The 14069-nt window shown below is 70.7% G+C and carries 11 protein-coding genes and 1 pseudogene; 4 read left to right on the top strand and 8 right to left on the bottom strand.

Annotated elements, in window-relative coordinates; genetic code table 11:
* Positions 1-22 precede the first annotated feature (22 nt).
* On the bottom strand, positions 23-2824 hold the full coding sequence (locus tag ACZ68L_RS34770) for a molybdopterin-dependent oxidoreductase (RefSeq protein ID WP_469585347.1): 2802 nt from the start codon (positions 2822-2824) through the stop codon (positions 23-25).
* Positions 2821-3654 carry an FAD binding domain-containing protein gene (locus ACZ68L_RS34765; protein WP_469585344.1) on the bottom strand — a complete coding sequence of 278 codons (834 nt, stop codon included), beginning with the start codon at positions 3652-3654 and terminating at the stop codon, positions 2821-2823. The genes ACZ68L_RS34770 and ACZ68L_RS34765 overlap by 4 nt, the downstream gene beginning before the upstream one ends.
* A 227-nt stretch (positions 3655-3881) precedes the next feature.
* Here ACZ68L_RS34765 and ACZ68L_RS34760 point away from each other — a divergent pair, with 227 nt between their 5' ends.
* Entirely contained in the window at positions 3882-5414 is a 1533-nt protein-coding gene (locus tag ACZ68L_RS34760) for a helix-turn-helix domain-containing protein (protein ID WP_469585343.1), read from the top strand.
* An 11-nt stretch (positions 5415-5425) separates the two neighbouring features.
* On the opposite strand, the gene ACZ68L_RS34755 is transcribed toward ACZ68L_RS34760, so the two are convergent.
* Together ACZ68L_RS34755 and fusA are read right to left on the bottom strand one after the other, a co-directional pair.
* A complete protein-coding gene (locus ACZ68L_RS34755) occupies positions 5426-5821 on the bottom strand; it encodes a TOBE domain-containing protein (RefSeq protein WP_469585340.1) in 396 nt (131 codons plus the stop codon).
* 310 nt (positions 5822-6131) lie between these two features.
* Positions 6132-8231, bottom strand: coding sequence for an elongation factor G (fusA, locus tag ACZ68L_RS34750; protein WP_469585338.1), 2100 nt, complete (start codon positions 8229-8231; stop codon positions 6132-6134).
* Positions 8232-8747: 516 nt separating this feature from the next.
* On the opposite strand from fusA, the gene ACZ68L_RS34745 reads away from it, so the two are divergent.
* Complete coding sequence (locus ACZ68L_RS34745) at positions 8748-9380, top strand: class I SAM-dependent methyltransferase (protein ID WP_469585336.1); 633 nt, start codon at positions 8748-8750, stop codon at positions 9378-9380.
* A 10-nt stretch (positions 9381-9390) separates the two neighbouring features.
* Here the strand turns inward: ACZ68L_RS34745 and ACZ68L_RS34740 are convergent, their stop codons facing one another.
* Positions 9391-9723 carry a hypothetical protein gene (locus tag ACZ68L_RS34740; protein ID WP_469585333.1) on the bottom strand — a complete coding sequence of 111 codons (333 nt, stop codon included), beginning with the start codon at positions 9721-9723 and terminating at the stop codon, positions 9391-9393.
* Positions 9724-9844: 121 nt separating this feature from the next.
* Entirely contained in the window at positions 9845-10720 is an 876-nt protein-coding gene (locus tag ACZ68L_RS34735; protein ID WP_469585330.1) for a DUF2510 domain-containing protein, read from the bottom strand.
* 135 nt (positions 10721-10855) lie between these two features.
* Here ACZ68L_RS34735 and ACZ68L_RS34730 point away from each other — a divergent pair, with 135 nt between their 5' ends.
* Positions 10856-11635 (top strand): crotonase/enoyl-CoA hydratase family protein, encoded by a 780-nt coding sequence (locus ACZ68L_RS34730; protein WP_469585327.1) that lies wholly within the window; start codon positions 10856-10858, stop codon positions 11633-11635.
* A 134-nt stretch (positions 11636-11769) separates the two neighbouring features.
* Here the strand turns inward: ACZ68L_RS34730 and ACZ68L_RS34725 are convergent, their stop codons facing one another.
* On the bottom strand, positions 11770-12150 hold the full coding sequence (locus tag ACZ68L_RS34725) for a hypothetical protein (protein ID WP_469585325.1): 381 nt from the start codon (positions 12148-12150) through the stop codon (positions 11770-11772).
* A gap of 312 nt (positions 12151-12462) precedes the next feature.
* Between ACZ68L_RS34725 and ACZ68L_RS34720 the strand changes: the two genes are divergently transcribed.
* A complete protein-coding gene (locus tag ACZ68L_RS34720; protein WP_469585496.1) occupies positions 12463-13905 on the top strand; it encodes an NF041680 family putative transposase in 1443 nt (480 codons plus the stop codon).
* 24 nt (positions 13906-13929) lie between these two features.
* On the opposite strand, the pseudogene ACZ68L_RS34715 reads toward ACZ68L_RS34720, so the two are convergent.
* A pseudogene (locus tag ACZ68L_RS34715) lies at positions 13930-14069 on the bottom strand (IS110 family transposase); the annotation flags it as partial.

The raw sequence follows: 14069 nt of genomic DNA, 5'->3' as shown, positions 1-14069 counted from the left end.
GAACCGATCGCATTCTCCAGGTTCATGTGCCAAGGGGCCGGTCCCCGGCGGCGGCGTGTGCGTGCCGGCCGAGGGCGAGCCAGACGCGATCCCGGGTGAGGGGGAGTTCGGTGAAGCGGATCCCGGTCGCGTCGCGCAGCGCGTTGGCGAAGGCGGGTGCGACGGGATTGAAGGGACTCTCGCTCATCGACTTGGCACCGAGCGGGCCGATCGCGTCGGTGGTCTCCGTGAAATGGACCTCGGTCCGGGGGACGTCGGCGTACTGGGGGAGCCGGTAGCGGCGGAACGCGGCCGTGATGACCTCGCCGCGCTCGTCGAGCCGTACGTTCTCGAAGAGGGTCGCCCCGAGCGCCTGGGCCACCCCGCCCTCGACCTGCCCGAGGCACTGCATCGGGTTCATGACCTTGCCGGCGTCGGCGGCGTGGACACTGCGCAGGATGCGGATCTCTCCACTGTCGGGATCGACGGCGATCCGGAACCACTGGGCGTTGAAGGCGACCGAGCGGGGCGAGCCGCCCCAGTGGCCGTCGGCGGCCAGTTCGTCCACGGCGCCGGTCGTGTGGGCCACCTCGTACAACTCCTTGAGCGTGACGAGCCGGCCGGCGCAGTCGACGGCCTCGGTCCCGAGCACGCACAGGTGCCGGGCCACACCGGAGTGGCGGGCGGCGAGCGTGCGAAGCCGTTCCGCGAGCGACTGCGCGGCCAGCAGCACGGCCTTGCCCGCGACCACGGTGCCGGCGGAGCCGAAGGCGCCGGTGTCGTGGCGTACGACGTCGGTGTCGGACTGCCGGATCGTGATCCGGCCCTCGGTGGTGTTCAGGGCGCCGGCGGTGATCTGCTTGTGGACGGTGGTGGTGCCGTTGCCGAACTCGGCGGTGCCGACGGCGATGTCGTACGTGCCGTCGGGCAGGAGGGAGACACGGGCGTCGGCGTAGTGGCCGCCGGGCGGGCCGGTGGCGATCATGGCCATGCCGGTGCCCTGGCCGGTGAGCCACCCCTCGGGCACGTCCTGGTCGCTGGTGTCCTCGGCGATGGCCCGGCGGACCACGGACAGGCACTGGTCGAGTCCGTAGGAGGCGATGTGCAGGTCCTCCTCCTCGCCGATCGGGCTGTGCATCGGCTCGCCCGGGCCGATGATGTTCCGCTCGCGCAGGACCAGCGGATCCATGCCGAGACGGCGGGCGAGTTCGTCCATCGCCGACTCGACGGCGAAGGTGACCTGGCCCAGTCCGTACCCCCGGAAGGCGCCCGCGGGGACGGCGTTGGTGTAGACCGAGTAGGCGTCCACCTTCTTGTGCGGGGCGCGGTAGACGGCGAAGGACTCACCCACGCTGTGGAACATGACGGCCGGCCCGTGGTTGCCGTACGCGCCTGTGTTGGAGACCACCCGCATCTGTACGGCGGTCAGGGTGCCGTCCGCGCGGGCCCCGGCCTTGATGCCGATGGTGAAGGGATGCCGGGTGGTCGCTCCGTAGAACTGCTCGGCGCGGGTGTACTCCAGCTTCACCGGCCGACGCAGCTTCAGCGCGGCGAGCGCCACGATGTCCTCGGTGAGCATTTCCTGCTTGCCGCCGAACCCGCCGCCGACGCGACCCGCGACCACACGGACCTCGTCCTCCGGCAGGCCGTACAGCGCGCACAGGGCGCGCCGGGTCAGGAACGGCGTCTGGGTGGAGGAGCGCACGGTCAGGCGCTCGCCCGTCCCGTCCTCCTTCGGCTCGAAGTACGCCACGCAGCCGTGGGTTTCGAGGCTGGCGTGCTGCACGCGCTGGGTGCGGAAGGCCTCCTCGTACACGACATCGGCCTCGGCGAAGCCCTGCTCGACGTCGCCGATCTCGCCGTGCACCTCACCCGCCACGTTGTCCGTGGCGCGGGCGATCCGCGACCGGGGTCCCTTGTCGCCGTGCAGCGCCGGTGCGCCGGGCAGCATCGCGGCCTCCGGGTCGGTGACGTACGGCAGTTCCTCGTACGTCACCTCGATCCGGCGGCAGCCCTCCTCGGCCGCCTGCTCGCTGTCGGCGACGACGGCGGCGACCCGCTGCCCGACGTACCGGACGATGCTGTCCAGGACGCGGGTGTCGTCGGGGTCCTCCGTGGGGTGCTCGTGGCGGGCGCTGGAATACAGCGTGGCAGGGGCGTCCTCGTGGGTGAGCACGACGTGTACGCCGGGGACCCGGAGGGCGGCGGAGGTGTCGACGGCAACGATCCGGGCGTGCGGGTGGGGGGACCGCAACAGCTTCATGTGCAGCAGGCCGGGCACCTCGATGTCGAAGGTGTAGCGGGCGGTGCCGGTGACGATCTGGGGGCCGGCCGGTGCGCCGACGTTCCTGCCCACGGCCTGTCCCGCACAGGGGCGTTCGGTGTGTTTCACTCCCCGTACGGCGTCCTCGATGGCGCGGTAGCCGGTACAGCGGCAGATGTTGCCCTTGAACGCGCGGGGCAGATCGTCGAGTTTGCCGTCGTCGTGCGCGGAGCCCCGTTCGGCTTCGAGCGCGGCGGTGGTCATCAGGAAGCCGGCCGTGCAGAAGCCGCACTGGTATCCCTGTGCGTCCAGGAACTTCTGCTGTACGGGATGGAGTTCGCCCTCGGGCGGGGCGAGACCCTCGACGGTGGTCACACCGCGGCCCGAGGCGCGTACCGCCGGATACAGGCAGCTGTGGACCGGCTCGCCGTCCACGTGGACGGTGCAGGCGCCGCAGTCCCCGGCGTCGCACCCCTTCTTCACGCCGAACCAGCCACGTTCGCGCAGGTAGGTGCGCAGACACTGGCCGGCGCGCGGTGTGCCCTCGAACGTCTGCTCGTTGATCCGGATGTGGAAGCTCATCGGGCCCCCTCCTGAGCGGGTCGGGTCAGTTCACGGCGGACCTCTTCGGCGAGGCGGAATCCCATGTGCCGCCGCCACGCGGGCAGTCCGTGGATGTCGTCGAACCAGTCGTTCTCGCCGATGGCCGACGCGATCGCGTCCCGAAGCCCCTCGGCGTCCGGCGGCAACGGAAACCAGAACCGGAACGGGCGTACGGTCGCCGCGCTGATTGTCACCGCCAGTGAGCCGTCCACCGGATCGAGCGTCCCGATCACCAGCGCGCCCGAGCGCCCCAGCCCGTACAGCGACGCCTGCCGGAACGCCGTACGGCATTGCATCGCCCGGCCGGTCAGCGTGACGGAGCGCAGCAGTTCACCCTCCGCGAGGTCCTTGCGTCCCGCGCCGGTGATGAAGTCGACGACCTTCACGTGCCGCAGCGAGCCGTCCTGTGCCTGGAGGAGGCACTCTCCGTCGAGCGCGGCGGTCAGCGAGATCATCGGCCCGGCGGGCAGGCCGTTGCACAGGTTCCCGCCGACGGTTGCCATGTTCCAGATCTTGAACGAGGCCAGGAAGGCCCGGCAGCACTGCTCGAACAGCGGCCCTGCCGCCGTGCCCGGCGTCCGCCCGAAACGGGCGAGCCGAGCGATCGTGCAGGTCGCTGCGATCTCCAGCGACCCGTCCCCGTGGAGTAGCAGCGGCTCCCAGCCCATGCGGCTGAGGTCGATCAGGCGCCGCAGGTGCGGCTGGGGCTCGGAGAAGAGATACGTCCCTCCTCCCAGCCAGGCGTCGCCCGGCCGCCACGGCTCGCGCAGACACGCGTCCCGTACGTCTGTGACCGTGTTCAGATCCATCTCCCCGCACGCCTCCCGACCGGTGTTTTCAGGCCAGTGAAGCCCGGAGAGGCCCCGGGAGACGACTGGTTCGAAGCCCGGAAGTCCTCCACCCGGCGCAGTCGCGCGCTGGAGGATCAACCAAGAGGCGTTTTGCGCCTGCCTCCGGGCATCTACGATGTCCCGACTCGTATTTGCCTCGTAAATGTGAGATGCGGGCTTGCCCCGCGACCGCGCAAGGAGCCCGTATGCACGTCGAACATCTCCTCCGGCTCGACCGCCTCGATCTCGCCCTGGTCTGGGGCGACCGGGCGCTGCTCGGCCAAGAGATCAGCGGGGTGACGGCCACCGATCTGGAGGACCCGGCCCGGTTTCTCCAGCCGGGGGAGATCGTCCTCAGCGGCCTCGTGTGGTGGAGCCCGGACGGCGGCCGGGAGAAGACCGACCGTTTCGTCTCCGCCCTGCGCGCCGCCGGAGCCGTGGCACTCCTCGCGGGCGAGGAGACACATGGCGAGGTCCCCGCCGAACTGGTCGACACCTGCCGCAGGCACCGGATCGCACTGCTGGCCGTTCCGGCGCACACGAGCTTCCGGGCGATCACCGAAGCGGTCTACCTCCGCCAGTGGGGCGAGCTCAGCCGCCGCCCCACGGACCACTACGCGCTTCCCGAGAACGTACGCGGGGAACTGGGCCGCGAACTGGAGCGCGGCGCGTCGACGGCCGATCTGCTGGAGCGCGCTTTCGCCCATCTCGGCACGCCTCCGTGCTACCTCCTGACCGGCAGCGGCCGTACGGTCGCCCGCACCGCCGCAGCACCGGAACTGTCCGCCCGGCAGGCGGCGGAGCGCCTGCGCGAAGCGCACGGCACGACGCTGCGGGTCGAGGCCGACGACTCCGTCTTCGACGCCTGGCACCTCCATCTGCCGGACGAGGGACAGGCACCACCGCGCGTTCTGCAGGAGATAGCCGAGCTTCTGGGGCGGCATCGTCGCCGCGGCGACCGGCGTGGGGCCGCGGGCAGGGAGGCCGGCGGGCAGCTGATGGGACTCGTCGGTGCGGCATACCCCGACGCGAGCGCCCTGCAGATTGCGCTGAGTTCGTGCGGACTGGCGGAGAAGGGGCCCTACACCGTCGTGGTCGCCTCGCCGACGCCGCCGGAGGACGGCTCGGGAAGCCGTGACGCGCTCACGGAGGCGCTGAACCATCTCCCTTCGCTCTGCTTCGCCGTCGCCGAGCGTCCCGGCGGCGAGGCGGTGGCGGTCGTCGCCCCTCGGGCGAAGGACGAGGAACGCGATGTCCGGGCAGGGCTGGGAGAGGTGTGGTCACTGCTGCACGCCTGCCGGCCGGGCGTCGTCCTGCACGCCGGGGTCAGCCGGCCCGTCAGCGTCCCGGAGGAACTGGGCACGGCTCTCGCCCAGGCCCGCCACGCACTCGCCGCGGCCCGCACGACGGCCCCGCACACCGCGCGGGTGGCAGCCGTCGATGACCTCGCCAGCCTGGAGACGCTGGTGGCGGGCGTGCCCCACGATGTGCGCGCCGTCTACCGCGACACGGTGCTCGGCCCGCTCCTGCACGCCGATCGAGCCTCGAACGCCACACTGCTCGCGACACTCGAAGTCTTCCTGGCGCACAACTGCTCCTGGACCAGGACCGCCGAGGCCCTGCACCTCCATGTGAACACGGTCCACTACCGCATCCAGCGGATCGAAAGCCTCACGGGCCGGGATCTCGCCCGCCTCGACCACAAGCTGGATCTGCGCGCGGCGCTGCTGTGCCGCTGACGACCGCGGGGTCAGGGCAGGTCGATGTGGACGTTCGTCGACTTCACCCGCGCGGTGACGGTGACCCCGACGGCCAGCCCGAGCTCCTCGACGGCCTCGCGCGTCACGAGCGACACCAGCCGGTGCGGCCCCGACTGGACCTCCACCTGCGCCGCCACGTCGTCGACCCGTAGAGCGACCACGATCCCCATGAAGGAATTGCGCACGGACGTGGGCAGTTCGTCCGGCACGGCATGCAGGCCGGCCCCTCGCTCCTTGGCGAAGACCGCCAGACCTGCCCCGTCGATCACCCGGTTGCCCGAGCCGTCCCGGTCCATGCGCAGCCTGCCGCCGTCCGCCCACCGGCGGACGGTCTCCGAGCTGACTCCGAGCAGCCGCGCTGCCTGCCCAATGCTGTACGACGGCACAACCGCACTCTAGGCCACGAATCCTGGGCCCCTGCACGCCGAACACCGCGAACGGCGCGCAGGGGCTTCCCGCGGACCCCGCCGACCAGGGGCGTGAGAGCCGTACGGTCCCCGGTCGGTGGGTGCCGTACGCAGTGAATCAGCGAGCGGTGTCCCGGGTCGACTGGTCGCGCACACGAATGCGAGTGCCGAGTGCCGCACCGGGCACGGTGAATCGACCAAGGCGATTCGGTCACGCGGTCGGCGCGGCCGCGGTGCGTGCGGCGGCCGTGCCGGCCCCGCCCGCGAACGGGCGGGGCCGGCACGGTCACTACCGGGCCGATGCCCCGGCGGATGACACCGCGCCCGGCGCCGGGGCGTAGCCGGTGGCCCGGGTGGTGAACGTTCCCCGGCCCTGGGTACGGCTGCGCAGCCGGGTGGCATAGCCGAACAGTTCCGCCAGCGGCACGGTAGCCGTGATCACCGAGGTGCCCACCCGCGCGGTCGAGCCCGATACCCGGCCGCGCCGAGCCGCCAGGTCGCCGAGCACCCCGCCCACGGCGTCGTCGGGCACGGTGACCGTGACCTCGACCACCGGTTCCAGCAGCACCATCGCGCTGTTGCGCAGAGCTTCCCGCAGCGCGAGGCGGCCGGCCGTCCGGAACGCCATCTCCGAGGAGTCCTTGGAGTGGGTCGCCCCGTCGGTCAGTGTGACCCGCAGCCCGGTCACCGGGTGCCCGCCCAGGGGGCCTTCGGCCAGGGCGTCCCGGCAGCCGGCCTCCACCGCACGGACGAACTCCCGCGGCACCCGGCCACCGACGACGGTCGACCGGAACACGAAGTCCGTCGTGCCGCCGCCGTCGTCACCCGTGGCCTCCCACGGCTCCGCGTCGAGCACGACATGAGCGAACTGGCCCGCGCCTCCGTCCTGCTTGACATGCCGGTACACCAGCCCGGACACGCCCCGGACCACCGTCTCCCGGTGCGCCACCTGCGGTCGGCCGACGCCGACATCCAGCCCGTGAGCTCGCCGGATCTTCTCCACCGCGACCTCCAGATGCAGTTCGCCCATACCCGACAGCACGGTCTGACCGGTCTCGGGATCGGTCCGGACCGCCAGCGACGGATCCTCCTCGACCAGCCGTGCCAGCGCCGACGCCAACCGGTCGGTGTCGATGTTCCTGCGGGGCTCGACCGCCACGGAGACGACCGGATCGGCCACGGAAGGCGGTTCGAGGACCAAGGGCGTCGCGGGCGCGGACAGGGTCGCCCCGGCGCGGGCCGCTTTCAGCCCGATCACCGCGACGATGTCCCCGGCGACCGCCCGGTCCACGTCCGAGTGCCGCCCGGCCTGAATCCGCAGGATCCGGCCGATCCGCTCGCTGCGCCGCGCGCCCACGTCCAGCACGGTGTCCCCCTTCCGGATCGTTCCCGAATAGACGCGCAGGTAGGTCAGCCGCCCGGTGGCGGTCGAGTTGACCTTGAACACCAGCGCGGCGAACGGCGCCGCCGGGTCGGTGGGCCGCTCCTGCACCGCGCCGTCCAGCGTGCCGCGTACCGCAGGCACGTCCAGGGGCGAGGGCAGGTAGGCCACGACGGCCTCCAGCAGCGGTTCGATGCCTCGGTTGCGGTAGGCCGACCCGCACAACACCACGACGGCCTCATGGGTACGGGTCAGATCGCGCAGCGCGGCGGCCAGGGTCGGTGCGGAGACCGTCGACTCCGCGCAGAACTCCTCCAGCGCGGCCGGGTGCAGTTCCGCCACGGTCTCTTCGAGCAGCCCGCGCCGGCGGCGCGCCTCCTCGCGCAGGTCGTCGGGTACCTGCCCCTCCTGGAAATCGGTGCCGTCGTCGGCCCAGACCAGCGATCGCATGCGCAGCAGATCCACCACTCCGGTGAATCCGTCCTCCTTTCCGATCGGCAGCTGCACGACGAGCGGAACCGTGTGCAGCCGCTCGCGTATCGACGCGACCGCCGTGTCGAGGTCGGCACCGGCGCGGTCCAGTTTGTTGACGAAGGCGATCCGCGGCACCCCGTGCCGGTCGGCCTGCCGCCACACCGACTCGCTCTGCGGCTCGACCCCCGCGACGGCGTCGAACACCGCGACAGCGCCGTCGAGCACCCGCAGTGAGCGCTCCACCTCGTCGGAGAAGTCGACGTGGCCAGGGGTGTCGATCAGATTGATCCGGTGGCCGTCCCAGGTACAACTCACCGCGGCGGCGAAGATGGTGATCCCGCGATCGCGCTCCTGGGGATCGAAGTCGGTGACGGTCGTCCCGTCGTGGACCTCGCCCCGCTTGTGAGTGGTGCCGGTGAGGTAGAGGATCCGTTCGGTGACGGTGGTCTTGCCGGCGTCGACGTGGGCGAGGATGCCCAGATTACGGACGCGGGTCGGCGGATTGGTGGGATGACGGTGCAGGTCGGTACGCACGGCCGGTGGCCTTTCGGGGTGATCCGGATGAGGCGGCGCGATCGCCGGACGAACCGGCGCGCGGACAGGCCGCGCGGATGTCCCCCTGATGCGGCGCACCGCACCGGTGAGGAGCCGTCGAAACGGCCCGACACGCCTCAGGAGGAGGTCAGTTGCTCGTCACGGACATCCGGTGCCGGCCGCGCAGCGGGCACCGGGCGGACGAAGACACCAGGATCACCTCGTACCGGGACCGGGGGACGACCACGGCGGTGCGGTGACGCATGGCCGGTCTCCCCTCGTTCGTCACGGTGCGCGCCGCGATGCGACGTGCGATTCGTGGCGAGTGTAGTGAGACCGGCGCGGGCGGGGCACCGGATTTTTCTCCGGGCCGCCGGACGCGCAATCGGCCGCGGGACCGCTCGTCGCGCCGCTGCCCGGTTCATCATCTGCCGTGCCAGGGTCGCGTGTTGAAGGACTTCCCGAAGGATGAAACGATCCCGGGAGCCGTCCCGGGCAACGGAAGGGACCGTATCGATGGACGACGACCACGGCCGCGCCGCCGCCAGGGTGTTCGACGCTCTGGGTGCGGAGTACGAGCGGGCGTTCGCGGGATCGGCCACCCATCACGCCTCGCTGCGTCGGCTATTGGAGCAGCTCGCACCGCACAGCCGGATCCTGGACGTGGGCTGCGGAACGGGCCGGCCGACCGCACAGACCCTGGCCGAGGCCGGTCATGACGTACTGGGCGTCGATGTCTCACCCGTCATGGTGGAACTGGCGGCCGGGCAGGTGCCCGGTGCATCCTTCGAGTGCGCGGACATTCGTGAACTCTCCCTGGAAGAGGGAAGTTTCGACGCGGTCTGCGTGTACTTCTCGTTGCTGCAGATGTCCCGCGACGACCAGGTGCGACTGCTGCGGAAACTGGGGCGGCTACTGGTCCCCGGCGGGTACCTGGTCGTCGCGACGGTGCCGGTGGACGCCGAGGACGTCGGCGTGGTCTTCATGGGCCAGGAGGTGCGGGCGACCAGCTTCGGCGCCGAGGAGTTCACCGAGTTGGTCGCCGCGGCCGGATTCGCGGTCCTGTGGGAGCAGGCCGGCCTGTTCACCCCGGCCCATGAAGCGGCGGTGGCCGAGCCCCAGCTGTTCCTGCACTGCCGACGGGCCTGATACGTCGGTCTCACTCCGGTGTGCCGGGCGCGTCGTTCCCTCGGCGCTCGCCCGGCGGTGCCCCGGGGCACCGCCGGGCGAGCGTGCGCGGGTGCTTGTACGCGATCAGCGGGCGCTTCCACCTGCGCAGCGCATGCCTGCCGCATCGGCGCCACTGCGCGGGCGACATGGGTACGGGCTGCCCGCCCCTGGTGACCATCGCGTTGACCGGTGTCAGGGGGTCCGCCGCCATGGACTTGGCCAGCAGTACGCCGATCACCAGCGGGGCCAAGGTCACGGCCAGGGTCGTGCCTGCCGTGGTGACATGCTGCAGGCGGGGGCGGTGCGGTGCGTCAGGAGCCATGGCTGTCATTCGACCAGCCACGGCCCGCCGGTGAATCGGACGACGTACTCAGCCGGTTGTTCCGTAGTACTCACACCGGTCGACCGCGCCCGCCCGCTCGGTGTGACCGCGGTCGGCGTTCCTACGCGGTGGTGCCGGGGCCCGAGCCCGTTCCCGTGGCGGCCTTGATGCCCTTGGTGATGTCATCCATGACGGACAGCGCCGGTGCCTTGGCGTTGATGTCGAAGCCGGAGCGGACGACGATCAGCATCTCCTTGGAGCGGGGGGACGGAAAGGCCAGCGACTGCACGTACCCGTCGTCGCCGCTCTTCGTCACCACCTTCCAGCGCACCAGGTAGCCCTGCTGGCCGGCCACGGTGACCGGCTCGGACTTGAGCTGCTGATGAGAGGTGATGCCCCCGTAGATCTTCTCGCCGTAGGAATCCGTGGCGTTGGCGGAGATGTCCTTCGTCGCCGTGGCCTTCGCCGTAGTGGTGTCGAGCTTCAGGGCCGTCGCCGGCACGGAGGACACCCCGCCGCGCACACACTGCTGGGACGTGTCGCCGGGGCAGGCGTACTCACCGGTGGACACGTCCGCTCCGGCGATTCCCGACTTGCCCGTCCAGCCGTCGGGCACGGGGAGACTGATGCCCCCGGCCAGGTCGGTGGCGTAGCCGTCCTCGGTCTGCGGCAGCTGCCGCTCGGGTGCCCGGCTCTCGCCTCCGCCCCCGCGCCCGCCGCCTCCGGGAGCGCCGGAAGGCGCGGTGGACGGAGCCGTGGCCGCGTTCTCCTTCGGGCCGCCGGAATGATCCGACAGGAGAATGACGCCTGCCCCGATCGCGACGAGCACCACCACACCCGCGGTGACGCCGACGCGTATCCGTCGACGCCGGATCGTGGCGGGCGGCAGGCGGAGATGGTCGGTCCACTGGTTGCCGTCCCACCAGCGTTCCTGAACGGGGCCAATTCCTGTATACCCGGGGTCTGGATGCCAACCGGGCGGGCTCGTCTGGGTCACACGGCTCACGGTAGAACGGTTGCGTGAGAATCAGATGAATCCGGCCGCACCCGGACGGACGGCCGTCACCGTCCGGGGTCTTTCGTTCGGACCGGGCCGGATGAGGGCGCGGCGCGACCCCTGTGGAGGGCGACGATGATCGAGACACCTGCGGTACGGATCGAACGCGACGGCCCCGTCCTCACGGTGGTCCTCAGCCGGCCCGAGGTCCGCAACGCCGTGGACGGCCCGACGGCCGACCTACTGGCCGCCGCCTTCCGCGAGTTCGACGCCGACCCGGATGCGGCCGTCGCCGTGCTGTGGGGCGAGGGCGGTACGTTCTGCGCCGGTGCCGACCTGAAAGGCATCGGTACGGAACGCGGCAACGCGGTCCGGGCCGAGGGCGACGGGCCGATGGGCCCGACCCGTATGAGCCTGAGCAAGCCCGTCATCGCGGCGGTCTCGGGGCATGCCGTGGCCGGGGGACTTGAGCTGGCCGTCTGGTGCGATCTGCGCGTGGCGGAGGACGACGCGGTGTTCGGGGTGTTCTGCCGCCGCTGGGGAGTGCCACTGGTGGACGGCGGAACCGTACGGCTGCCGCGCCTCATCGGTGAGAGCCGGGCCATGGACATGATTCTCACCGGGCGCCCCGTTCCGGCGTCCGAGGCCTGTGCCATGGGGCTCGTCAACCGGATCGTGCCGCCAGGCGAGGCCAGGCGCGCGGCGGAGCGACTCGCCAGGGAGATCGCCGCGTTCCCTCAGCTGTGCCTGCGTCACGACCGGCTCTCGGTCCGGGAGCAGCACGGCCTGAGCGAGCCTGACGCCCTGGCTGGGGAGTACCGGCACGGCCTGGTGCCGCTCACGGCGGGGGAGACGCAGACCGGCGCGGACCGGTTCGGCGGCGGCGCCGGTCGGCACGGTTCCTTCGACGACTGAGCTTGTTCTATATCTTCCGCGCCCCGTCGCAACGATCGCTTCCTCTTCTCTCGAGAGTTGTGGAGTTCGTTGCCAGACGAGGCGTTGTCGCTCCAGGTGAGGATGGGACGGACTGCGTCAACCGGTGTTGTCGCTTATCGGCTTCCGTGTCCGGCAATCCGGGCCAGGCGCAGGTAGAGGGGCGACGTGGTCACGGCGACGAAGAGCGCGAACAGGGTGAACGGCAGCAACCCGAGGGGCCGGAGCAGGTAGTCCGGGTTTTGTGAGATCTGCGGCCAGTTGACGTAGTAGTTGGCGGACACGTCCGCGGCCATGACCGCGCACGCCACGATCACGGCGAATGGCCGGCGTCGTGCCAGCAGAACGGCCACCAGAGGGTCGAGCAGGACCAGAGCGACGAAGTAGACCCGGATGGGGGCCGGTGCAGGAGAGGCATAGCTGTTGTGACCGCCACCTGCCAAGTCCACGAGGTGCATGGCGGTTCCCCAGAGGAAACAGATGATGTACACCGTCACGACGAACAGCCCCCGTCGCGGCAGGTGACTCGGTCGCCCATCCCCATCCTGGGCAAGCGGACCTGTCGATGCCTGCTGCTTCATGCCGCCCCCGGTTGGTTGGCGGCACCCTACTTCACCTGTCTCAGCGCCCTTCGGGAAATCCTGCCAGCCCGGCATGTCCACCACACATCGGATGAGACCGACCAATACACCCTCGAACGGCGTCTCGAACTGGACCGCTCACCTGGGTATTCGCCGGACGTGGGGTCGGCCTTCGTCTGATCATGTGCTCCGACCAAGGTGCACGTGACCAAGACGAAGGCCGTGAAGGTGAGTCTGCTGCCTGATGCAGTCCGAGGGGAAGCGTTCGCGGAAGCATCACGCTTCCGGGGCGAGTTCTACGCGTGCCTGACCGCACGGCGCGATGAACTGTTCGAGCTGTCCGACGCGGTGTTGTGCGCGGACGGGGCGGTGAAGTCTCCGGTGGACTTGACGCTGTTGCCCGAGCATCGTCGTGGGCACGGAGCGATGTACGGCGGCTTGAACCACGGCCGGATCGACATGGACCGGCTGCGGACCGTGCTGGCCGGGCTGTCGCTCCCCCGCTTCGACGGCGGGCGGCTAGTGCTGGCGGTCGATGTGTCGCCGTGGCTGCGTTCGGACGCGCCGTGCTCTGCGGAGCGGCTGTTCTGCCACGTCTACGGCCGCGGAAAAACGGCCTCGCAGTTCATTCCGGGGTGGCCCTACTCCTTCGTCGCCGTGCTGGAGCCGGGCGCCACCTCCTGGACCGCGATCCTGGACGCGGTCCGGCTCGGCCCGGCGGACGACGCGACCGCTGTCACCGCCGGCCAGCTACGAGGAGTCGTCGAGCGGCTCATCACCGCGGGCCAGTGGCAGGCCGGGGACCCGGACATCGTGATCGTCAGCGATGCCGGCTACGACGTCACCCGCCTGGCCTGGGTCCTGCGCGACCTGCCCGTCGAGCTGGTCGGCCGGGTTCGCTCCGACCGCGTGATGCGCCTGCCGAAGCCACCGAGGAAGCACGGCATCAACGGGCGGCCGCCCAAGCACGGACCGGAGTTCCGCTTCACCAAGCCGGAGACCTGGCCCGAGCCCGCGGTTGTCACGGTCACCGGCACCAGCAACTACGGCAAGGCCGAAACCCAGGCATGGGACCGGGTCCACCCCCGGCTCACCCACCGCTCGGCATGGCTCGACCACGAAGGAGAATTTCCTTTGGTGGAGGGCGCGTTGATCCGCCTGAAGGTTGAACATCTGTCGAAGGAGCGAGATGCCCCACCCGTGTGGCTGTGGTCCTCGAAGACCGGCGCCACCCCGAACGACGTGGACCGTTGCTGGCAGGCGTTTCTCCGCCGCTTCGACCTGGAGCACACCTTCCGCTTCGCGAAACAGACCCTCGGCTGGACCTGCCCGAAACTCCGCACTCCCGAGGCCGCGGACCGCTGGACCTGGCTCCTGATCGTCGCCCACACTCAGCTCCGGCTCGCCCGTCCCCTCGCTGCAGACCTCCGCCGCCCCTGGGAGAAACCCGCCACCTCCGACCGGCTTACCCCGGCCCGGGTCCGCCGGGGGTTCAGGAACATCCGCGCTCACCTCGCCTGCCCGACCCGTGTTCCCAAGCCCACAGGGACCGGCCCTGGACGTCCGCCTGGCGCCAAGAACAAACACCGGGCACCCCGCTACGACGTCGGCAGAACCGTCAAACGCCCCGAGACCCTCAAGGCCATCGGCAGACCTGGAAGATCTTGGTAGATAAAGAACTTCCCAATAGGGATGTCAAGCCGCCAGCGTGACTGATGGTGCGGGCTGGTAGCACGCTCGGTCGCGGAGCATGGCCCAGAGAACGTTGGCCCGACGGCGTGCGAGAGAGAGCACTGCTTGCTTGTGACCCTTCCCCTCGTCTCGCTTGCGTTGGT

This window comes from Streptomyces sp. NPDC104309, assembly GCF_055584025.1.
This window is presented reverse-complemented; position numbering and strand designations above follow the sequence as displayed.